The sequence below is a fragment of the Stenotrophomonas maltophilia genome, from assembly GCF_025642255.1.
GTDB classification, from domain to species: domain Bacteria; phylum Pseudomonadota; class Gammaproteobacteria; order Xanthomonadales; family Xanthomonadaceae; genus Stenotrophomonas; species Stenotrophomonas maltophilia_P.
On record NZ_CP106759.1, the window covers coordinates 3,912,904 to 3,933,931 of the forward strand.

Consider the following 21,028-nt stretch of genomic DNA (forward strand, 5'->3'; position numbering starts at 1 on the left):
TCGAGGCTGCCGGCCAGCGGCCGGTACTACCCGTACGATCTGCTACGGTGTCCGGGTACTCACCGACACGGAGGTTGTGATGACGTTGCTTTCGCTTGCCCTGGCCGCTGCGTTGGGCGCCCCACCCGAACCGTCGAAGGCGCCGGACTGCAGCTACGACCGCGATGCGATGCTGACGATGGAACCGGATGCGTTCGACCAGGATCTGGAAGGTGGGTGGCGCCCGTTGGCTGACCGCGGCTGCCACCGCGAGGCCGCTGATCTGCTCGCCGCCTACGCTGCACTGCCCAAGGCTGCAGGCAACACCACGATTCTCTGGCATGAGGGCCAGATGCGCGCCGAGGCGGGCCAGTACAAGCAGGCAGTTGCGCTGATGCAGCGAACCTACAAGCCCAAGGACACCGACCCCGGTTACTGGAACGCCTACGTGGACGGCACGATCGCCTTCCTGCAGCGCGATCGCGCTGCGCTGGAGAAGGCCCGTGCGACGCTGATTGAAATTCCCACGCCGGAGGTGCTCGCGGAGGCCGTCAAGAACGGGCGATACCACTTCACCACGCCGGCAGGCCAGGAGGTGGATGTGCCGTGGCCGCCGAACCTGGAGGTCCTCGACGGGTTGTTGCGCTGTTTTGAACGCGACTACCCCACTGCGATGGGCGACCAGGCGTGCAGGAAACCGGAAGGGGGCTGAGGGGGACGTGCTTGCGGGGGTCAGAGCCCTTCCTGCGGAAGGGGTCCGACCCCGTCTCAGCCGATCACGCGCTTGAACGGGGGCAGTGCGTCGATGATGCGCTTGCCGTAACGGCGGGTCAGCAGCCGCGAATCGAGGATGACCACGCGGCCGGTATCGGTGGAGGTGCGGATCAGGCGGCCGGCGAACTGGGTCAGCGTGCGCAGCGCGTGCGGAATGGCGATCAGGTTGAACGCGTTGAGTCCACGCGCCTCGAACCACTCGCTGAGGGTGGCGGTCTGCGGATCGGTCGGCACCGCGAACGGTACCTGGGTGATCACCACCGTGGTGCAGGCTTCACCGGGCAGGTCGAGGCCCTCGCCGAACGAGTTCAGCCCGAACAGCACCGAGCCCTCGCCCGCCGCCACGCGCCGCAGGTGTTCGTCGATCAGCCGGGTCTTGGACATCTCGCCCTGTACCAGCACCTGCTTGCGGCGCGCGGCAGGCATCAGTCCGGCGACTTTCTCCATCTTCCAGCGCGAGGTGAACAGCACCATCGAGCCCTTGGCCCAGTCCAGCTCCGTGTCGAGGTAGCGCGCCACCTCGCGGGGATGGCCTTCGCGGTCGTCGGGCGTGACCGGGAACTTCGGCACGATCAGCTCGGCCTGGTTCGGCAGGTCGAACGGCGAGGACAGCGAAACCATCTCGGCTTCCTCGGGAATGCCATTGTCGATCGCCAGCGACTGGAAATCGCCACCGCCGGTCAGCGTCGCCGAGGTCATCACCACCGAGTCCACCTCGTCCCACAGCAGCTTGCGCAGCACATGCGCGGCCGAGACCGGTGAGCCATGCAGCACCAGATCGCCGTCGCGGGTGGCGGTGACCCAGCGCGCCATCGGCGGCGCACCGTCCTTGTCCTCGCGGCGCCAGGCCTGCCAGAGGTTGTACTGCTGCTCGATCATCTCCAGCGCCATGCCGAGGTTGCGCTGCAGGCGCTCACGCGCCGGGTCGTCCGGCTTGCCCTTGGCCACCTGCGCGGTGGCGGCATGCGCCCAGTTGTAGAGGCTGCGGGTATCGTCGGCCAGCGCTTCGATCGGCTCGCGCCACGCTTCCGGCAGGCGACCGTTGGCCGCGCGCCACATCGGTTCCTCGTCGGCCGGCGCTGGCATCCACACCGCTTCGACATGGTCGCGGAATGCGCGCAGCTGCTTGGCCACGTTGCTGGCGACGTCGATGGCTTCGTTCGGCAGCAGGTTGCCGAGGCGGTCCTTGTCGACCGCACGGTACGCGCCGGCAATCAGGATCTGCAGGCGGCCGGTGCGTTTGGCCATCTCGTCCAGCGCCAGGCTGGCCGCGCCCTGGTCGATGGCGACGTTACCGATGTGATGGCCCTCGTCCAGCACCAGCAGCATCTCCGAGGGCGCGGCGATCAACGGCTGGCCATTGTCACTGTCGCCGATCGACAGCGCCGACAGCAGCAGCGCGTGATTGGTCACCACGATCTGCGCATCACGCACGGTGTTGCGCGAGCGCAGCACCGCGCACTGCGCCGAATACGCACAGCGCCGCCCGGCGCAGCCCGAGGCTGGCGTGGTGATGCGGCTGCGCAGGCCGGGGCTGATGGTCTCCGGTGCGTTGTCAATGTCGCCATCCCAACTGCCACTGGTGAAGGCGTCGGTCAGGCGCTTGGCGATATCCATTTCGATCGGCGCCAGCGGCCGGTCGAACAGGGGCGCGTCATCCTCGAACATGCCGCCCTGCGAGCCCTCGCCCTGGGCCTCGGCGGCATTGCGCGTGCACAGGTAGCGGGTGCGGCCCTTGGCCAGGGCCACGGTCGCTTCCAGTCCGGTGGCCTTGAGGAAGTTCGGGATGTCGCGCTCGACCAGCTGCGACTGCAGCGCCACGGTACCGGTACTGATCACCAGCTTCTTCTTGCTGGCCAGCGCGATCGGCACGCCGGCGGTCAGGTAGCCCAGGCTCTTGCCGACGCCGGTGGGTGCCTCGACCACGCCCACGCCACCGCTTTTCGACAACGCGCGCGACACCACGCCGATCATCTGGCTCTGCGAGCGGCGCGTGGAGAAGCCGGGAGTGTTGGCCTGCAGCGTCGTATAAGCCTTGCGGATCGCGTCCTTCAAGGGCTCATCGAGCGTGCGCGGAGCGGCGACGGTTTCGGTCACGCCGGGAACTACCGTGGCTGGATCAGGCCGGTCATTGTCGCATGGCCGGCGGCCGGGACCGAGGCGCGTGCGCTGAACAGGGTCAGCGGCGTCGGGCCTTGGCGGTCATGGGCTGGATGGCCGTACAGCGCCGGGGCAGATGCGGCGCTTCCGCCGGGCATGGCCCGGCGCTACCCGCCCATCGACGGTCGCGCCGGGCCATGCCCGGCACGACCTTACCGGCCTGCCACAGGCGGCCGCTGGCGCAGCAGGCGCACCAGCGCCCAGACCAGCAGCACCATGCCGATCGCTTCCACCATCGCCAGAGCGAAATGCAGCACGCCCAGGATGGCGCTCATGCTCGATACCGCGCTGAAGTCACCGCTGCTGACCATCCACATCGGCAGGATGCCCGCTGCCATGCTGCCGAGGCTGGCCAGCAGCAACAGCAGCAGCCCGGCCAGCGCGCCGCTGCGGGTGGCATCGCGCGGCGCGCCCACCACCCACACCAGGCCCACGCACAGCGCGATCAGCACCGGCAGGCGCACGCCCACCATGCTCAGCACCGTCACCAGCAGGGTCATGTTGTCCATCGCTCAGTCCTCGCCGGCCAGCGCCAGGGCGCCCTGCCGCAGCTGCTGGTAGACCTCGTCGGTCTGCGGGCGCACACCGTGCCACTGCAGGAAGCTCTCGGCGGCCTGCTCGACCAGCATGCCCAGGCCATCGACGGTATTGCGGCACTGCGCCGCGCGCGCCCAGGCCAGGAACGCGATGGCCGCCTCGCCGTAGTTCAGGTCGACCGCGGTGGTCATCGAATTGACCAGCGACAGCGGCAGCTTGAACTCCACATCGCGGTCACGGCCGGCCGAGGTGGCGTTGACGATCAGCTCGAAGTCACCCAGCTCGCGCAGGTCTTCCCAGTAGCGGCTGATGGCGCGGCCCGGCTCGCCCATCGCGTCGATCAGTTCATCGGCGCGTTCCGGCGTACGGTTGACCACCACCAGCTCGGTGATGCCGGCATCGAGCAGCGCCGGGGCGACGCTGCGGGCCGAGCCGCCGGCGCCGATCATCAGCACCCGGCGGCCGCGCAGGTCCAAGCCATGGCGGTCGGTCAGGTCGCGCACCAGGCCGATGCCGTCGGTGGTGTCACCATGCCAGCGCTCGCCCTTGCGCAGCAGCGTGTTGACCGAACCGGCGCGGCGCGCACGGGCCGTCAGCGTGGTGCAGACCGCAAACGCGGCTTCCTTGTGCGGCAGGGTGACGTTGGCACCGACACCACCTTCGGCGGCGAATGCTTCCAGGCCGGCGAGGAAGGCGTCGGGGGCAAGGTCGATCGTGCGGTAGTCGATGGCGATGCCTTCCTGGCGACCGAACGTCGCGTGGATCTGCGGCGACTTCGAGTGGGCGACGGGGTGTCCGAAGACGGCGTAACGGTCGGTCATGGATTCCTCAAGCTGGCTAGACTGATGCTCTTTCGTGCACGGACCCGGATGATGCGCATCACCCCGACCCTGCTGGTGCTTGCCGCCAGTCTACTCTCTGCCCCCGTGGCGATGGCGTTGAACGAGTACGGCATCGAAGGCATGGGCGTGGTCTCGACCCGTGCCGACGAGGCTCGCGGCACGATCAGTGCCGACGGCCAGCGCATCGTTTTCGCCCGCCGCGGCGAGGGCGGCTGGGGCCTGTGGCAGGCCCGCCTGATCGATGGCCGCTGGCAGCAGGCACAGGCCCTGGCGGTCGATGTCAGCGGTGAGGCCCGGGATCCCTACTTCAGCCGCGATGGCCGCTGGCTGCTGTTCGCGGCGGGCACCGAAGGCCAGCTGGCGCTGTACCGTGCCGCCGTGACCGGCGATGGCCAGCTTGGCAACGCACAGGCCCTGCGCGGCGAGCGTGGGCGGTACGAAGAGCGCGGTCCAGCGCTGAGCATGGATGGCCGGCGGCTGTTGTTCGCGCGCCAGCAGGGCCGTGACGCCGGTTGGGATCTGTTCGTGGCCACCCTGGATGCCGAGGGCGCGCGGGGCCCGGCCACCGCGTTGGCGGCATTGAACAGCGCCGATGACGAGACTGACGCTGACTGGCTGGGCAACGATGGCGCCGTGGTGTTCAGTCGTGGCAGCGGCACGAGCGCGCAGGTATGGAGCAGCGGGTGCGCCTGGAGCGGCGTGGCGCTGCAGCCGCTGGGGCTGTCCTTCAACCAGGCAGGCGGCTGGACCGGTGCGCCGGTGATCGACAACGCCAAGCCGGGGGAAATGCTGGTCGCCAGCAGTGCGGCGAAGGCGCCGCGTGCCGGGGGCGTGGATCTCTACCGGTTGGCGGTACCGAAAGTGCCTGCCGTGGCCGGCTGCATGCGGTAGATCCCGGCCCGGGCACCGCAATCAGCGCGACAGCACCTTGGCGCGCTGCTGTTCGTAGTCCGCCTCGCTCAGCTGGCCCCTGTCCTTGCGCTGGTTGAGCGCGGCCAGCTCGGCCTGCACGCTGTCCGGCAGGGACTGTTCACGGGCGATCCGACGGGCGGCGGAGAGCTGCTCGGGAGGGCGTTTGCTCGCCCGCCAGGCTGCGATGAACACGCAGACGATGACGGCACCGAACACCAGCGTGCCGACGCCCCAGATCAGCCATTGCATCCATCCCAGTTCGGGTCCCATCAGCCGTTCCTCCCTCCATCGATGGCGCTATTGTCAGCGCTCGCGCAGCCAGCGCGCCACCTGTGGCGCGAAATAGGTCAGCACGCCATCGGCGCCGGCGCGCTTGAAACCAAGCAGCGACTCCATCACGCAGGCGCGCTCGTCCAGCCAGCCATTGGCGAACGCCGCTTTCATCATCGCGTACTCGCCACTGACCTGGTAGGCGAAGGTGGGCACGCCGAACTGTTCCTTCACGCGACGCACCAGATCCAGATACGGCATGCCCGGCTTGACCATCACCATGTCAGCGCCCTCTTCCAGATCCAGCGCGATCTCGCGCAACGCCTCGTCGCCGTTGGCCGGGTCCATCTGGTAGGTCTTCTTGTCCGCCTTGCCGAGGCTGGCCGCGCTGCCCACCGCGTCGCGGAAAGGGCCGTAGAAGGCCGAGGCGTACTTGGCCGAGTAGGCCATGATGCGCACATTGAGGTGATGGTCGGCATCGAGCGCGCGCCGGATCGCACCGATGCGGCCATCCATCATGTCCGACGGCGAGACGATGTCCGCGCCGGCTTCGGCATGCGACAACGACTGCCTGACCAGCGCTTCGACCGTGATGTCGTTGAGCACGTAGCCCTTGTCATCGATGATGCCGTCCTGGCCGTGGGTGGTGTAGGGGTCCAGCGCCACATCGGTCATCACGCCCAGCTCCGGGAAGCGCGACTTCAGGGCGCGGATCGCACGCTGCGCCAGTCCGTCCTCCACCCATGCCGCCGAGGCATCCAGCGACTTCTGCGAGGCGTCGATCACCGGGAACAGATCGATCACCGGGATGCCCAGCTCCAGCGCCTCTTCGGCCACTTTCAGCAGTTCCTCGATGGACAACCGCTCCACACCGGGCATCGACGGCACAGCGGTGCGGCCGGCCGGTTCGTGCACGAACACCGGATAGATCAGATCGTCGGTGGTCAGCGTGTTCTCGCGCATGAGGCGGCGTGAGAACTCGTCATGGCGCATGCGCCGCGGGCGGTAGTGGGGATGAGGCATGGCAGGCTCCGAGGAGTGGCTAGTGCAACAGGTAGCCCTGCGGCAGCAGGGGTTCGGGCAGGGGGCGTTCACCGAGCGCGTCGAGCTGGTCGATCTCGATCGTGCGCACCAGCGCGTCCAGCGGCAGATCGTTCGGCTCCAGGCCGAACGGATCTTCCATTTCTTCGCCAAGCTGGTCCAGGCCGAAGAAGGCGTAGGCCAGCACCGCCGACAGCACCGGCGTGCCCCAGCCCAGCGAACTGGCCAGGCCGAACGGCAGCAGCACACAGAACATCCACGCGCAGCGGTGCAGCAGCAGGGTGTAGGCGAACGGCAGCGGCGTGGTCAGGATCCGCTCGCAGCCTGCCTGGATCGAGGACATCGCATGCAGGCGGTCTTCCAGCTGGGCGTACAGGATCGGATCGAGATCGCCGCTGCGCAGCGCCTGTGCCAGTTCGGCGGCGATCATCGCCAGCAATGCATCGGGTACGTTCTCGCGCTCGGCCAGCTGCGCACGCTGGCGCTTGTCCAGCCACGGCAGGGCCGCCAGCGCCACGATGCGGCCGCGCAGGCGGGCGGCCAGCGCATGGGCGAAGGCGGTGGCCAGATAGGCGATGCGACGGCGGCGGCCTGCGTCATCCACCAGCAGCAGGTTCACCTGCCGGGCCAGTGAGCGCGATTCGAATACCAGCTGCCCCCACAGCTTGCGGCCTTCCCACCAGCGCTCGTAGCAGGCGCTGTTGCGGAAGCTCAGGAAGATCGACAGGACCAGGCCCAGCAGGGTGAACGGCGTGACCGAGACGCGCTCGATGCCGATCGGCGGCGCCAGTTCCACCACCGCGGCGACGGCGATGGACAGGATCAGGATGGCCAGCACCTTCGGTGCGATCGCCGGAACGATCGATCCGCGCAGGATGTACAGCAGTTGCCAGCCGTGGGGACGAGGTCGGATGATCATGGGGCAGCCGCGCCGGGCGCGGATTCACAGGCACGCGCAGGCTCGCGCAGCCGTTCATTGTACGCCCCTGCCCGGCTGCGGGCCGCAGCCCTGCGACGCCCGGTCGCACCCGGCCGCAGGTTCAGATCACGCCACCGCCCAGGCCCAGGCGCAGGATGCCCACCACCACCACGATGCCGTTCAGGACCAGGCCGGCCCAGGCCCGGCCGCGCTTGCTCGGGTGGGTGAACAGGATGCCCAGCGCAGCGATCACCGCGCCGACCGCAGCGAACGGAATGAGGAACCAGTTGCCCCAGCCCAGCAGCGGTATCAGCGCCAGGATCATCCACAGCAGCGCCAGTACACCCCACAACAGACTGATCACACCCATCGCCGCTCTCCCGCAGTTGGTTCCCGGCCCCAACCATAGACGTTCCGGCCGCCGTCGCCTACTCCCGTTGGCGGGCCGCTCACCTCGGCCGTGCTAGCGTCTGGATGCCCAGCGCACAGGGCGTTGGCGCCGATTCAGAGTGGCCCACCGATGATCCCATCCAGTCCTGCAGGGGTATTGCCATGAACATCCGTTGGGCCGCACTGGCGGCCATGCTGCTGGCCGCCGCCGGTTGTGCCAGCACCTCCAAGGTCATGCTGGGCCGCGCGCGGGCGCCAATCGACCCGGCACAGGTGCAGATCTATTCAACGCCGCCGGCCGGCTCGCAGGAGATCGCCCAGCTGGAATCCGCCTCGGCGGTGGGCTTCGGCACCCAGGGCCAGACCGACGCCGCCGTGGCGCGGCTGAAGCGCGAAGCCGCAGCACTGGGCGCCAACGGCGTAGTGCTGATGGGCGTGGGCAGCAGCGGCTCGCCGGTGGGCATGTCCGTGGGCGCCGGCAGCTATGGTTCGCATGTGGGCGGCGGTCTCGGCATTGGTATTCCGACCACGCAGAAGCGCGCCGCAGGCGTGGCGATCTGGGTACCGAACCCGGCGCCGCCGGCACGGTTGCCGACCCAGGTGATCACGCCACAGCGGTGACGCAGCAGCGTCACCGCGGGTAGCGCCGGGCCGTGCCCGGCGGCATTTCGCTCTTCCCCGCTGCGCTCGCCGGGCATGGCCCGGCGCTACCGTTACTTCTTCCGGTACTTCGGCACGAACACCTGGTTCACTGCGTCGGCCAGCTGATCCGGCGGCAGCAGGCCCTGGTCGAGCAGGAAGTTGTTGAACGCCAGGCGGTCGAACTTCGCGCCCAGTGCCAGTTCGGTCTGCATGCGCAGCTCCAGGATGCGGGTGTAGCCATAGAAGTAGCTGCCCGCCTGGCCAGGCATGCGCACGGTGTAGCGGTCCAGCTCCTGGGTGGCCATGGCCTTGGACAGGCCGACCTGTTCGATCAGCACCCGTTCGCCGTTTGCACGGTCGGTCAGGCCGAGGTTGAGCATCGGATCAAGCATCGCGCGCGCGGCGCGCAGCAGGCGGAACTGCAGGGCGATCATCTGCCCGTCCAGAGGCTCGTACGGCACCATCTCCGCTTCGGCGTACAGCGCCCAGCCTTCCACGTTCACCGAATTGAACGCGAACATGGTGCGCGCGAGCGAGACGCCCCGCTCGACCATCGCGGTGAACTGCAGCTCATGGCCGGGACGGCCCTCATGTGCGCTTAGGGTCCACGCGGCCGCACCAAAGTTGAAGTCGTCGTACTGGGCGCCGGCACCGGCCGCCGGGTTGCCCAATGGCAGTACGAAGGTGCCCTGCTGCCCGGTGTTGTTCACCAGCGGTGCCGGCAGGAAATGCGGTGCCGGGCTGGCGGCGCTCTCGGCAGCCGAACCCAGGCGCATCTGCATGGCGCGCTTGGGCACGTCGACAATGCCGTGCTCGCGGATCAGTGGATCGATGGCGTCGATCACCTTGCGATAGTGGCCTTCGAGCTGGTCGTCGGCGATCTTGTCGGCCTTCAGTGCGCGGATCACGGCGACCGGATCGGTCGGGTCGGCGACCTTCAGGCCCTTCTCCTTCACCACCAGCGGCGCCAGCTGCTGCATCGCCGAGCGGGTTTCCATGAACTCCAGCTGGGCACGCTGCATCAGCAGCTTCGGGTCGATGTCGATGCCGACCTGCTTGAGCTGGTATGCGTAGAGCGGCGCCGGCAGGCGCGTGTCGGTACGCGCCTTCGGCAGCACCTCCTTGCGCGTCCAGGCCGCGTACTCCTTCATCTGCCCCGCCAGGGCCCTCATCGCTTCATCGGCGCCGCTGATCTGGTACTTCTTCAGCAGCGACTCGATGCCGCTGATGTAGGTCTCGACATTGTCCAGCGACTGCTGCACTTCGATCTTCGTCGGCTGCAGCAGCGCGCTGTCCTTCAGGCGTTCTTCGTAGCGCTGGCGCGCCAGCGTGGTGAAGGCGGTGCCGCCCGGCGTCAGCCCGGCGTACGCCTTGAGGCGATCAAGCGCCTTGGCCCGGCGCTCGGCCGGCACCTGGTCGGACAGCAGAAGATTGAGGCCGCTGAACACCGTCTGCGGCGCATCGGTCCACGGCAGCAGGTACTTGTCGTTGAGCTCGCTGCCCTCGATGTTCTGGTTGGCGGCGTGGATCATGATCTGCAGGTCCTGGCGGACGTTGGGATCCTTCTCCGTGGCCAGCCTGGCCTGCAGCTCGTCGCGCGCCTTGGCGGTCGCGGCACGGAAGCGCGCGCCGTTGTCCGGGCCGAGGTCGGCCACCTTGTCGTCATAGCCCGGCACGCCGAAGAAGCCGGTCTGCTCGGGCTGGAACGGTCCCTGCGCGTCGAGCAGGATCTGCGCCAGCGCATTGCTGCGCGCGACCCAGGCGGGGCTGGCAGGCGTGGTGGCCTTGGCGGCCGGTGCGGCCAGGGCCGGGGGGGCGGACAGCAGCGGTGCAGCGGTCAGGGCCAGGGCGACGGCCAGCGCGATCGGCTTCATGAAGCACTCCAGGACAGGGTTGCCCGCACCCTACGCGCTCATGGCGATGGCGACAATCGGTGGGAAGTCATGGCGCCGGTCAGAACGCGGCCGTCATCGGGCAGCCACCGCGCTCGCGGCAGGCCTGCAGTTCGCACTCCTGCGCAGCCTCCTCATCGTCCAGCGCGGTCAGATCGAAGGTCTGTTTGTCCGCACCCAGCACATACATCACCGGGTAGTCCCAGACATCGTCGCGGCGGATGCCCTGCACGAACAGGCGACCTTGCGCATGGGCCCCTTCCAGCGACACGGTCAGGCCCACATCGCGCTCACCGGTGATCGCGGTCTGCATGCTGCCCAATGGCAGCGAGCCGGCGCGCAGCGGTTCGCCGAAGGCCTCCACCAGCTCGATGCTGCATCCGGCGCGCCGCATCGCCTCACGCATCGGCGGACTCTCGCGTGCGGCTTCGCCCCAGCGCATCACACTCCATGCCGCGGAACCGCCCAGTACGCCCAGGAACACCACCACGGTCAGTGGCATCGCCCATCGCCAGTGACGGCGCCACCAGCCGGGGGGATGGGCGGGATGGCCAGGAACAGGGGGTGGCAGGTGGTTCATCGGCGGGCTCCTTCCCGGTTGTCACTCAGGGTTTCAGGCAACGTCCCAGGAACGCTTCCGCCACACGGTAGCGGTGCAGCGCATCGGCACCGGACAGGCCATGCTTGGCGCCCGGGTAGGTCATCAGTTCGAAAGGCTGGCCACGCTTCTGCAGCGCACTCATCAGGCTGGTCGAATTGGTGAACAGCACGTTGTCATCGGCCATGCCGTGGATCAGCAGCAGGGGTGAGCGCAGTCCGTCGATGTGGGTCAGCACGCGCGCTTGGCGATAACCGGCCTCGTTGCGTGCCGGCAGATCCATGTAGCGTTCGGTGTAATGGCTGTCGTACAGCCCCCAGTCGGTGACCGGTGCACCGGCCACGCCGCAGGCATAGCTGTCGGACGCCTTGGCCAGCAGCATCAGGGTCATGTAACCGCCGTTGGACCAGCCCTGCACGCCGATGCGCGCGGGGTCGACCCAGGGTTGCTGCTTCAGCCATGCCACGCCGCGCAGCTGGTCGGTCACCTCCACCGTGCCCTGCCTGCCATAGAGCGCGCCGCCGAACTCACGGCCACGCCGTGGGGTGCCACGGTTGTCGAGCGAGAACACCACGTAGCCCTGCTGCGCCAGGTACTGGTTGAACAGATGATCGCCACGTCCGGGCCAGCTGTCGGTGACGGTCTGGCTGGCCGGGCCGCCATAGACGTACACCGCCACCGGATAGCGCTTGGAGGGATCGAAGCCGGCAGGCTTGATCAGGCTGTAGTTGAGCGGCGTCCGGCCATCGGCAGCGGTCAGGGTGCCGAATTCGACCGGTTGCTGCGCATCGCGATAGCGCGCGTAGGGATGCTTGGGATCGGCCAGATCATTGTCCACCAGCGTCGCGATCTTCTCACCGTTGGCGCGGTACAGCTCGATCTGCGGCGGTGTGGTGCTGTTGGACCAGCTGTCGACATAGACACTGGCGTTGCGCGCGAAGCTGGCGCTGTGCATGCCCGGCGCCTTGGACAGCCGCTGTGGCGCCTGTCCGCCCTGCAGCGGGACGGAGTAGATCTGGCTCTCGCGCGACGTCTCGATGCCGGCGCGGAAATAGGCCTTGCCGGCCGCTTCATCCACAGCCAGGAGTTCATCCACGGGCCAGTCACCGTGGGTCAGCGCGGTGGCCTTGCCCGTGCTGTCGATGCGGTACAGATGCTGGAAGCCGGTACGCTCGGACGACCACAGCATGCTGCCGTCCTGCAGGAAGCGCAGGCTGTTGTGCAGTGGCACCCAGGTGGGGCTGGTTTCATGGGCAAGCACGCGCTGACGGTTTGAGTCCAATGCCACTTCCACCAGATCCAGCTGCCTCTGGTCACGCGACTGTCGCTGGAACGTCAGGTGCTGGGCATCACGCCAATCCACGCGCGCCAGGTAGATGTCCTGTTCCTTGCCCAGGTCGATCCAGCGCGGCTGTGCCGCGGCGGCCGGCGCGATCACGCCCAGCTGCACGCGCACATTGGCATCGCCGGCGGCCGGGTAACGCTGTTCGATGACATCGGTGCGGTCTGCATAGACCTCGTAGCGCTTCTGTACCGGTACCGGTGCTTCGTCGATGCGGGCGAAGGCGATGGCCGAATCATCCGGCGCCCACCAGTAGCCGGTGTGGCGGTCCATTTCCTCGTCGGCCACGAACTCGGCCACACCGTTGCCGATGGTGGCGCTGCCATCGCCGGTCAGCTGCAGCTGGCTGCCATTGGCCAGATCGATCACCCACAGGTTGCGGCCGCGGATGAAGCTGACGAAGCCGCCTTTCGGCGACAGCTTGGCGTCGGTGGCAAAGCCTTCGCCGTGGGTCAGCTGGCGTACTGCTGCCGGACCCTGCTGCTTCAGGTCGTACAGGTAGAGCTCGCCGCCGAGCGGGAACAACAGGCGCTGTGCGTCCGGCGACCACTGGTAATCGACGATGCCGGTCATCGCCGCGATGCGCTGGCGTTCGCGGCGGGCCTTCTCCTCGTCGCTGAGGGTCTCGGTGCCCGGCAGCACCACCTTGGAGTCGACCAGCAGGCGGGTCTGGCCGCTGGCGATGTCGTAGGTCCACAGATCCAGCTGGTTGCGGTCGCTGTCCTTGCCGCGCAGGAAGCTGACCTGCGAACCGTCCGGAGCGACCTTGGGCTTCATCAGGGTCGGCCCGGACAGCGGCAATGGACCGGTGATGGCTTCCAGCGTCAGTTTTTCAGCGTGGGCGGCAGTACTGGTGGCGAGCATGAGGGCAAGCGAAGCGAACAGGTGGCGCATGGAGGATCCCGGCAAACGGCAGGTCCGCCACCGCAGCATGTGCGGTGGCGATCAGCCCCCATCCTAACCAAGCCCGTGCGGGAAGGCAGCATGACCTTCTGCCCATGGCAGGGACCGGGCACGGCACATCGGCCGTTGACGGACGGGTAGCGCCGGGCCATGCCCGGCGAGCGCAGCGGCCTGCGCAGGACCCTCAGCGCTGGCCGAACAGATGCTTGCGCTCGTCATCGCTGAGCGGCTTGCCGGCGTTCGGATTGACCTGCTGGCGCAGCGCATACGCCCGCTGGGTGGCCGGGCGCGCGGCGATGGCCTGATGCCAGCGCTTGAGGTTCGGGAAGGCATCGAAATCTGCCGGCAGCGCGTCGTAGGCACCGACCCACGGATAGCTGGCCATGTCGGCGATGGTGTACTCCTCGCCGGCCAGGAAGGCATGCCCGGCCAGCCGCTTGTCCATCACCCCGTGCAGGCGCCGCACCTCGTTGTCGTAGCGCTCGATGGCGTAAGGAATCTTCTGCGGTGCGTAGACGTTGAAATGCCCCATCTGGCCGCTCATCGGGCCCAGCCCGGCCATCTGCCAGAACAGCCATTCCAGCGTGGCGATGCGCCCACGCGCATCGCTGGGCAGGAAGCGACCGGTCTTCTCGGCCAGGTACAGCAGGATCGCACCGGATTCGAACACGCTCTGCGGCGCGCCGCCGTCAGCCGGCGCATGGTCGACGATGGCCGGCATCTTGTTGTTGGGCGAGATCGCCAGGAAGTCCGGCTTGAACTGGTCGCCCGATCCGATGTTGACCGGGTGGATGCGGTACTCCAGCCCGCTTTCCTCCAGCATCAGGGTGACTTTATGGCCGTTCGGGGTAGGCCAGTAATACAGATCGATCATGGCAGCGGCTCGGGTGCGGTAAGGAACCTGAAGTCTAGTGCGAGAGTTGGCTTGGCACCGTCATGGCGGGCCGGTAACCTCGCTCCTCCCCCGCAACGCACTGTCCTGCATGTCCCCCCAACGCCCCCTCTCCCCGCTGTCCTCGCTGATCTTCGCCTCGCGCTGGCTGCAGCTGCCGTTGTACCTGGGCCTGATCGTCGCCCAGGGTGTCTACGTGTTCCTGTTCGGCAATGAACTGTGGCACCTGATCTCCCACTCGGCCTCGATGGGCGAGCAGCAGATCATGCTGATCGTGCTGGGCCTGATCGACGTGGTGATGATTTCCAACCTGCTGGTGATGGTGATCGTCGGCGGTTATGAAACCTTCGTCTCGCGCCTGCGGCTGGAAGGCCATCCCGACCAGCCGGAATGGTTGAGCCACGTCAATGCCAGCGTCCTGAAGGTGAAGCTGGCGATGGCGATCATCGGCATTTCCTCGATCCACCTGCTGAAGACCTTCATCGCCAGCGGTTCGCTGGGCGGCCTGCCGCTGTGCGCGCCGGAACTGATGAACGTCGCCGCTGCCAACATCGGTGCCGCCAGGTGCTCGACCTTCACCGAGCAGGGCGTGCTCTGGCAGACCATCATCCACTGCGTGTTCATCCTCTCGGCGATCGGCATCGCCTGGACCGACAAGCTGATGTCCAACAGCCACGACAAGGCACAGGCGCATTGAGGCGCTGGCCGGTGGTGGCGCGGACGCCACCGCCGGTCGTCGCTGCCGCCCTTGTACGCAGCGCTGGCGGGGATGCTAGATTGCTTCCTCGCCGTTGCCGGCGGTGGCGTCGGGAAACGCCACCCTGCCGTGCTCGGACCCACGGTCCCGGCCATGCGTATCAATGATTTACGTAACGTCGTCTTCTTAGAGGGGAGCAGGATGTCGCACGTCACAACGATCACCGCCGCGCGCCGGTGGCTGCCGGTTGCCTTGGTACTGGCCCTGGCCGCCTGCTCGGGCAAGGAAGAAACGCCTGCCCCTGCCCCGGCAGGATCGCCTGCCGCTGCGGCGCCGGCGACACCGGTAGTGGCCGCCAAGGTGCAGTCGATGGGCACCGAGCAGCTGCGCGAGTCGGCCAGCCAGGCGCTGCGCGAGAACCGCATGTACGCCCCGGCCGGCGACAACGCCATCGAGTACTACCTGGCCCTGCGCGACAAGACGCCGGACGATGCCGCGGTGAAAAGTGCGCTGACCGACCTGCTGCCCTACACCCTGATCGCGGCCGAGCAGCATCTGGGCCGCGAGGACTTCACCGAGGCGCAGCGCCTGGTCGCCCTGATCGAGAAGGTGGATGCCTCCGCACCGGCCCTGCCACGCCTGAAGGAAGGCCTGGCCAAGGGTGTGGAGAACGCGGCCAAGCGCACCGAGTCGGAAGCGGAGCGGGCCAAGAAGGACGCCGAGGACCGTACCCGGCAACAGGCCGAGCAGCAGCGCCTGGCCGAGCAGCGTGCCAAGGAAGCCGATGCGGCCAGGCAGATCGCCGCACAGCAGGATGCCGCCCGCCGTGACAGCGAGCGCGAGGAAGCCGAGCGCCAGGCCGCCGCACGGCGTGAAGCGGAGCAGAAGCAGCAACAGGCCGCTGCGCAGCAGGCCAATGCCGCACGCCAGGCACCTGCCGCCGCGCCCAGCCTGCGTCCGGTCAGTACGCCGGCCCCCCGCTATCCGGCCGACGCCCTGCGCGCTGGCACGTCCGGCGAGGTACTGGTGGAGATCACCGTGGGTACCGACGGCTCGGTGGTGAACGCCCGCGTGCTGCGTGCGACGCCCGCGCGCATCTTCGACCGCGAAGCCATGAACGCCGTGAAGCGCTGGCGTTTCGAGCCGGTCAGCGCTCCGGTCACCACCCGCCGCACTCTGGTGTTCGCGCCGGGCGGCTGAGCCGGGACATCCCCGCCAACGATCACGACAAGGCCCGGTCTGTCCGGGCCTTGTTCGTATCAGCGCGCGCCGTCGATCAGGTGCTGCAGGGCCGGATCGCGTGCCCTCAGGATCCGGAACAGGCCCAACGCATGCAGACCCGGCAGCAGCGCGCGCAGGTCGGCTTCCGCCGCTGCCCGGGACGCAGGGCTGCCGGCGGGATCCTGCCAGTCGCGGACGCTGGCAAGGAAAGCGCCCACGCTGCCCTTGCGCACGGTGAGGCCGTTGGCGACCACGTCGTTCTGATGGTCAGGGAGGATGTCTTGAGGCTGCATGAGGAACTCCTTTCGGCGAGTGGAGTGCAGTGTGGACGCTGCTGTCTGCCGGATCTGCCGTATAACTGCCAGTTGATATGGCATATCAGACATCCCCCGCCCTGATTGACCCGCCCCTGGTCGACACCGCCCGAGGGCCGGTGCTGCTGACCGCGCAACTGGCCCTGGACCGTCCACGCCGGACCGCCCGGCACCAGCACGCCCGCGGGCAGCTGCTGGGGGCGCGACAGGGCCTGCTGCGGATCGAGGCAGGCGACCTGCACTGGCTGCTGCCAGCCGGCCATATGGCGTGGGTTCCTCCCGGACTGCCGCATGCGCTGGCCAGCATCGGCCCGTTCGATGGCTGGAGCCTGTACCTCGACGCAGCGACCTGCACGCGACTCCCGGCACGCCCACGCATCGTGCAACCGGGCCCCCTGCTGCAGGCAGCCGTGGATCGCGCGCTGCGCTGGGCGCCCGCACCGCTCGACGCGGTGCAGGAGCGTCTTGCCGGCGTCATTGCCGATGAGATCGACGCCAGCACACCGCTGCCGCTGGCCTTGCCGCAGCCACGCGATCGGCGCCTGCGGCGCGTTGCTGCGGCGTTGGCGCGTGCACCACAGGACACCCGCAGCGTCGAGGCCTGGTCCCTTGCCATGGGACTGTCCAGCCGCACCCTCGCGCGCCACTGGCGCGCCGAAACCGGCATGACACTCAGCCAGTGGCGCCAGCGCCTGCGCGTCCTGCTGGCGCTGCCGCGCCTGTTGGCCGGGGAGCCGGTGATCAGCGTGGCGCTGTCGCTCGGCTACGACACCCCCAGCGCCTTCATCGCCGTGTTCAAGCGCGAGATGGGGGTGACGCCTGCGCGGTATGCAGAGGGCTGACGTATTCAGCACTTCCTCTGCCTGCCTTCGCGCCGCAGAGTGCCTGCCGGGGCCGATGTCCCGGATCGGTACCACGTCGCCGATACCTGGGAGAACTTCGACCGACTGGCCCCGGTGATCGCCCGGCGCTTCGCCGCTTGGCAGGCAACGCGAACCTGAAAACAGCGAGGCCCGGAATGACCGGGCCTCGTTCCCTATCCGCCGGGCAGGGCCCGGCGCTTCCACTGGCGGTCAGCCGGAAATCGCCAGGCGTTCGTTGTGGTAGCGGCGCACGGCGGCAAACCACAGCAGTGCGGCCAGACCGAGACTGGCGCCCAGATAGATCGCCCAGACGCTGGGACTGATCACTTCGTGGCGGATGACCTTCAGCAGCATCTGGTTCTGCGACAGGAACGGCACCGCGTACTGCCACAGCTCGCTCTTCAGCGGGTAAGCGACCAGCGCGTAGCCGGGCAGCATCGGCAGCAGCATCAGCCAGGTCATGTGGCTCTGCGCTTCCTTCATGCTCTTGGCCGCCGCCGACAGGAAGGTCAGCAGCGAGGTACCGATCAGCAGCATCGGCAGCATCACCAGCAGCATCTGCAGCATCGAGCCGACATTCATGTTGAACTGGCGGCCGATGTTGCCCGGGGCGATCTGCGCGCTGACCTTGAAAGCCACCAGGGTCAACAGCAGCGACGCGAAGCCGACCACGCAGGCGGCGGCGATCTTGCCACTGACGATCGCGCTGCGTGAGCCGGGCGTCGCCAGCAGGGGCTCGAGTGACTGCCGCTCGCGTTCGCCTGCCGTGGCGTCCATCACCAGATAGGCGCCGCCGATGAACGAGGTCAGGGTCAACAGCACCGGCAGCAGCATCGACAGGATCATGCCCCGTTTCGCTTCGGCACTGGCCAGATCCTGGCTGCCCACGTCCAGCGGACGCGCGACCTGGGCATCCACGCCGCGTGCCATCAGCCGCAGTGCGCCCACCTGGCCGTTGTAGGTGGCCAGCGCCGCTTCCAGGCGTGCGCTGGGCACTTCGGCGGCACGCCGGGTGCTGTCCTTGATCACCTCCACCAGCGCCGGCCTGCCCGCGGCCCAGTCCTCGCCGAAGTCATCGCTGATGCGCAGCGCGACGTCGATGTCCTGGTTGCGGATGGCCGCAGCCAGGTCCTTGGGTGCTGCGCTGGCGTTGAGCCCCTGCGCGGCCAGGAAGCGGACCAGGTTCGGTGCGTTGTCCGCGCCGATGGTCGGAATCTGCAGCGGTTGCTCGATCTGCGTGCGCACGCGGCTCTCGGCCAGCTTGCCCATGCCCAGCAGCAGCACCGGGTACAGCAGCGGACCGAACAGCAGGGTCAGCATCAGCGTGCGGCGGTCGCGGGAGAGATCACGCAGCTCCTTGCGCATCACCGTCATCAGGGTCGACATCATGCTCATGCGTGCAGGCCCTCTTCGCTGCCGATCAGTTTCACGAACGCATCTTCCAGATTGGCTTCGCCGGACTGCGCGCGCAGCTCATCGGCACTGCCGGCGGCCATGACCGTGCCCTTGGCGATGATCACGATGTGGTCGCACAGTGCAGCCACCTCCTGCATGATGTGGCTGGACAGAATCACGCACCGCCCTTCCTCACGAAGTCCCAGCAGGAACCGGCGCAGTGCACGGGTGGTCATCACATCCAGGCCGTTGGTCGGCTCGTCGAGAATCACATTGCGCGGATCGTGCACGAGTGCGCGCGCGATCGCGGTCTTGGTGCGCTGGCCCTGCGAGAAGCCATCGGTCTGGCGGTCGAGGATGTCGCCCATGTCCAGCGCCTGCGACAGCACGTCGATGCGCTCGCGGATGCGAGCTTCGGACAGGCCGTGCAGCCGGCCGAAATAGGCGATGTTCTCGCGCGCGGTCAACCGCTTGTAGACGCCCCGCGCATCGGGCAGCACGCCCAGGTGGCGACGGACCTCCACGGGATTGCGCGCGGCATCGATGCCATCGACGCTGATGCTGCCCTGGTCAGGCGTCATCAGGGTGTACAGCATGCGCATGGTGGTGGTCTTGCCGGCACCGTTCGGGCCAAGCAGACCGGTGATGCGACCGTCCTCGGCGCGGAAGCCGACATCGGCCACCGCCTGGATGCGGCCGGTGCGGGTATCGAAGGCCTTGTGCAGGTTGTCGGCGACGATCATGGTTCCCATCCGTTGAACGAGGTGAACGCCGGCACGTAGCTCAGCGTATCCAGGCAGCTGGCATCCAGCGCCTTGGCATCGGTGCTGTCGATGAACTGGCCCAGCAGGCGGGGCATGCAGCCGGCGGAGAGCGTGCCGTGGCCCTGGCCGCGCGCGACCAGTGCGCGCCCCTGCGGCAGCCCCTTGAGCACCTGTGCGGCGTAGCGCGGTGGCGTGACCGGGTCCAGTTCACCGGACAGCAGCAGCGCCGGCACCTCACTGCGCAGCGGTGCGGCATCCGCGGCGGGGGCCGCGGTGTGCGGCCAGACAGCACACGGCGCGAAGAAGGCGCTGGCCACCTCGTTGCCGAACAGGCGCTCGGCATTGGCGGCTGGCGCGTGGTAGCGCGGAGCGTCCTCGCTGCAGATCACCGACCACTGCATGCCGCGGTTGATCTGGAAGCCCATGCTGCGGTTGGCACCGCGTGCCAGCGAGGCGAGCGGCGCGTAGCGGCCCTGCGCAGCCTCGTCCAGCACCAGCGGCAACAGCGAGGCGTACTGCGGAACATAGGAGAAGGCGAACGCCAGCCCCATCACGCTGTCCGGCGTCAGCACGTCGCGCCGCGGCGCGTTCGTGCCGGGGTCGCGGTAGTCAACGGTCACCGGCGCGGCGCGCAGCGTATCGAGCACGCCGCGCAGCTGCCTGCTGGTGTCGCTCGGAAAGCGCTTGCTGCACGCCGGGTCCTTGCGGCACTGGGCCGACTGCAGATTGATCGCGTCTTCGAAGGTATTGGCGAAGTCACCCCCGACCACCAGCTCGTTCGGAACGACGCCGTCGATGACGATGCTGCGGGTGTGCTGCGGATAGGCCGCGGCATAGCGCTGGGCCACGCGGGTTCCGTAGGAACCACCCACCAGGTTCAGCGCATCCACGCCCAGCGCCTGGCGCACGGCATCCAGATCGGCAACGGCGTCGCGGGTGGTGTAGAACCGCGCATCGGCACGTCCCTGCAAAGAGCTTGCGCAGCGCTGGGCGTAGTCGCGCAGCAGCGCCTCGCTGGGGGGGGCCTCTTCGTCGAACGCCAGTTCCTTGCCATCTGCGCCCAGGCAGTTGAGCGGGTTGGAGCCACCGGTGCCGCGCTGGTCGATCAGGAAGATGTCGCGTTGCTTGCGAACCTGGCGCAGGGCGGTATCGACGATGACCGCCACCTCGCTGGCCGCCTGCCCGGGCCCGCCGGCGAGGAAGAACACCGGATCCGGTTGGCCGGAGCCACTGTTGCCCGATTCCAGCCAGGCGATACGGAGGTTGATCTTCCGCCCTTGCGGCTGCGCCCTGTCCTCGGCCACCTGCAGGGTGGCGCACTGTGCCTCGACGTTGGCGCTGGCGCCCATCGTGGTCAATGTGCAGGGCTGGAAGTCGATCTGTCCGTAGCGGCGGCCGGGCGTTTCCGCCGCCGCATCGGCGCTGCCGGAAGGCGCCGCGCCGCAACCGGCAAGCAGCAGGCTGGCCAGCGCGCCGGCCAGTGCGAGATGGTGTCTTTGCATCGTGCTCGTTTCCCCTGGAAGACGTTCCTGTCGACCACGACGGGCTGCCGCGGAAGATGTGACCCAACTTACACGGGCAGGAGGCTGGCGGCGATGGGCAATCGTCACTGGAAAGCCAGGCCCATGTCGGCCGGATCGAATGCGGCGTCGCATCATGGCGAGCAGCGCAGCCGTCGGCC

At 68.2% G+C, this 21,028-nt stretch carries 21 protein-coding genes; 6 read left to right on the forward strand and 15 right to left on the reverse strand.

Annotated features, from left to right (window positions below):
- Positions 1–79 precede the first annotated feature (79 nt).
- Complete coding sequence (locus N8888_RS17850) at positions 80–691, forward strand: hypothetical protein (RefSeq protein ID WP_263176323.1); 612 nt, start codon at positions 80–82, stop codon at positions 689–691.
- Between the two features lie 56 nt (positions 692–747).
- Here the strand turns inward: N8888_RS17850 and dinG are convergent, their stop codons facing one another.
- From dinG to aroE, 3 genes are all read right to left on the reverse strand, one after another.
- A complete protein-coding gene (gene dinG, locus N8888_RS17855) occupies positions 748–2,850 on the reverse strand; it encodes an ATP-dependent DNA helicase DinG (RefSeq protein WP_053517971.1) in 2,103 nt (700 codons plus the stop codon).
- A 215-nt stretch (positions 2,851–3,065) separates the two neighbouring features.
- Complete coding sequence (locus N8888_RS17860; protein ID WP_053517969.1) at positions 3,066–3,422, reverse strand: hypothetical protein; 357 nt, start codon at positions 3,420–3,422, stop codon at positions 3,066–3,068.
- Positions 3,423–3,425: 3 nt separating this feature from the next.
- On the reverse strand, positions 3,426–4,271 hold the full coding sequence (gene aroE, locus N8888_RS17865; protein WP_065174307.1) for a shikimate dehydrogenase: 846 nt from the start codon (positions 4,269–4,271) through the stop codon (positions 3,426–3,428).
- Positions 4,272–4,319: 48 nt separating this feature from the next.
- On the opposite strand from aroE, the gene N8888_RS17870 reads away from it, so the two are divergent.
- Positions 4,320–5,183, forward strand: a complete 864-nt coding sequence (locus N8888_RS17870) for a TolB family protein (protein ID WP_253119200.1) — start codon at positions 4,320–4,322, stop codon at positions 5,181–5,183.
- 21 nt (positions 5,184–5,204) lie between these two features.
- Here N8888_RS17870 and N8888_RS17875 read toward each other — a convergent pair whose 3' ends face one another.
- From N8888_RS17875 to N8888_RS17890, 4 genes are all read right to left on the reverse strand, one after another.
- Positions 5,205–5,474 carry a DMAP1-binding domain-containing protein gene (locus N8888_RS17875; RefSeq protein ID WP_263176328.1) on the reverse strand — a complete coding sequence of 90 codons (270 nt, stop codon included), beginning with the start codon at positions 5,472–5,474 and terminating at the stop codon, positions 5,205–5,207.
- Between the two features lie 33 nt (positions 5,475–5,507).
- Positions 5,508–6,497, reverse strand: a complete 990-nt coding sequence (gene hemB, locus N8888_RS17880) for a porphobilinogen synthase (RefSeq protein WP_263176330.1) — start codon at positions 6,495–6,497, stop codon at positions 5,508–5,510.
- A 19-nt stretch (positions 6,498–6,516) separates the two neighbouring features.
- Positions 6,517–7,434: a bestrophin family protein gene (locus tag N8888_RS17885; RefSeq protein WP_053517963.1), complete on the reverse strand. Its 918-nt coding sequence runs from the start codon at positions 7,432–7,434 to the stop codon at positions 6,517–6,519.
- A 121-nt stretch (positions 7,435–7,555) separates the two neighbouring features.
- The gene (locus N8888_RS17890; RefSeq protein ID WP_006475755.1) at positions 7,556–7,804 is read right to left on the reverse strand and encodes a hypothetical protein; all 249 of its coding nucleotides are present in this window, start codon (positions 7,802–7,804) and stop codon (positions 7,556–7,558) included.
- A 182-nt stretch (positions 7,805–7,986) separates the two neighbouring features.
- Between N8888_RS17890 and N8888_RS17895 the strand changes: the two genes are divergently transcribed.
- Positions 7,987–8,445: a hypothetical protein gene (locus N8888_RS17895; protein ID WP_053517962.1), complete on the forward strand. Its 459-nt coding sequence runs from the start codon at positions 7,987–7,989 to the stop codon at positions 8,443–8,445.
- A gap of 92 nt (positions 8,446–8,537) precedes the next feature.
- Here N8888_RS17895 and N8888_RS17900 read toward each other — a convergent pair whose 3' ends face one another.
- The 4 genes from N8888_RS17900 to N8888_RS17915 all read right to left on the reverse strand — a co-directional run bounded on the left by N8888_RS17900 (position 8,538) and on the right by N8888_RS17915 (position 14,075).
- Positions 8,538–10,340: a DUF885 domain-containing protein gene (locus tag N8888_RS17900; protein WP_253119136.1), complete on the reverse strand. Its 1,803-nt coding sequence runs from the start codon at positions 10,338–10,340 to the stop codon at positions 8,538–8,540.
- A gap of 79 nt (positions 10,341–10,419) precedes the next feature.
- Complete coding sequence (locus N8888_RS17905; RefSeq protein ID WP_065181454.1) at positions 10,420–10,938, reverse strand: cytochrome c oxidase assembly factor Coa1 family protein; 519 nt, start codon at positions 10,936–10,938, stop codon at positions 10,420–10,422.
- A 25-nt stretch (positions 10,939–10,963) separates the two neighbouring features.
- Positions 10,964–13,192, reverse strand: a complete 2,229-nt coding sequence (locus tag N8888_RS17910; RefSeq protein WP_065181453.1) for a dipeptidyl aminopeptidase 4 — start codon at positions 13,190–13,192, stop codon at positions 10,964–10,966.
- Between the two features lie 193 nt (positions 13,193–13,385).
- Complete coding sequence (locus N8888_RS17915; RefSeq protein WP_263176354.1) at positions 13,386–14,075, reverse strand: glutathione binding-like protein; 690 nt, start codon at positions 14,073–14,075, stop codon at positions 13,386–13,388.
- Between the two features lie 109 nt (positions 14,076–14,184).
- Between N8888_RS17915 and N8888_RS17920 the strand changes: the two genes are divergently transcribed.
- The gene (locus N8888_RS17920; protein ID WP_263176356.1) at positions 14,185–14,790 is read left to right on the forward strand and encodes a TIGR00645 family protein; all 606 of its coding nucleotides are present in this window, start codon (positions 14,185–14,187) and stop codon (positions 14,788–14,790) included.
- 201 nt (positions 14,791–14,991) lie between these two features.
- Complete coding sequence (locus N8888_RS17925) at positions 14,992–15,990, forward strand: energy transducer TonB (protein WP_053519576.1); 999 nt, start codon at positions 14,992–14,994, stop codon at positions 15,988–15,990.
- Between the two features lie 59 nt (positions 15,991–16,049).
- Here the strand turns inward: N8888_RS17925 and N8888_RS17930 are convergent, their stop codons facing one another.
- Positions 16,050–16,304: a hypothetical protein gene (locus N8888_RS17930; RefSeq protein WP_111187202.1), complete on the reverse strand. Its 255-nt coding sequence runs from the start codon at positions 16,302–16,304 to the stop codon at positions 16,050–16,052.
- Positions 16,305–16,381: 77 nt separating this feature from the next.
- Here N8888_RS17930 and N8888_RS17935 point away from each other — a divergent pair, with 77 nt between their 5' ends.
- Positions 16,382–17,167, forward strand: a complete 786-nt coding sequence (locus N8888_RS17935) for an AraC family transcriptional regulator (RefSeq protein WP_111187201.1) — start codon at positions 16,382–16,384, stop codon at positions 17,165–17,167.
- A 231-nt stretch (positions 17,168–17,398) separates the two neighbouring features.
- Here the strand turns inward: N8888_RS17935 and N8888_RS17940 are convergent, their stop codons facing one another.
- From N8888_RS17940 to N8888_RS17950, 3 genes are read right to left on the reverse strand one after another with little or no spacing between them, the layout of a single operon-like run.
- Positions 17,399–18,583, reverse strand: coding sequence for an ABC transporter permease (locus N8888_RS17940; RefSeq protein ID WP_065174299.1), 1,185 nt, complete (start codon positions 18,581–18,583; stop codon positions 17,399–17,401).
- On the reverse strand, positions 18,580–19,326 hold the full coding sequence (locus N8888_RS17945) for an ABC transporter ATP-binding protein (protein ID WP_065174298.1): 747 nt from the start codon (positions 19,324–19,326) through the stop codon (positions 18,580–18,582). The genes N8888_RS17940 and N8888_RS17945 overlap by 4 nt, the downstream gene beginning before the upstream one ends.
- On the reverse strand, positions 19,323–20,849 hold the full coding sequence (locus N8888_RS17950) for an alpha/beta fold hydrolase (protein ID WP_053519571.1): 1,527 nt from the start codon (positions 20,847–20,849) through the stop codon (positions 19,323–19,325). Before N8888_RS17950 ends, N8888_RS17945 begins: the two co-directional genes overlap by 4 nt.
- Positions 20,850–21,028: the final 179 nt, after the last annotated feature.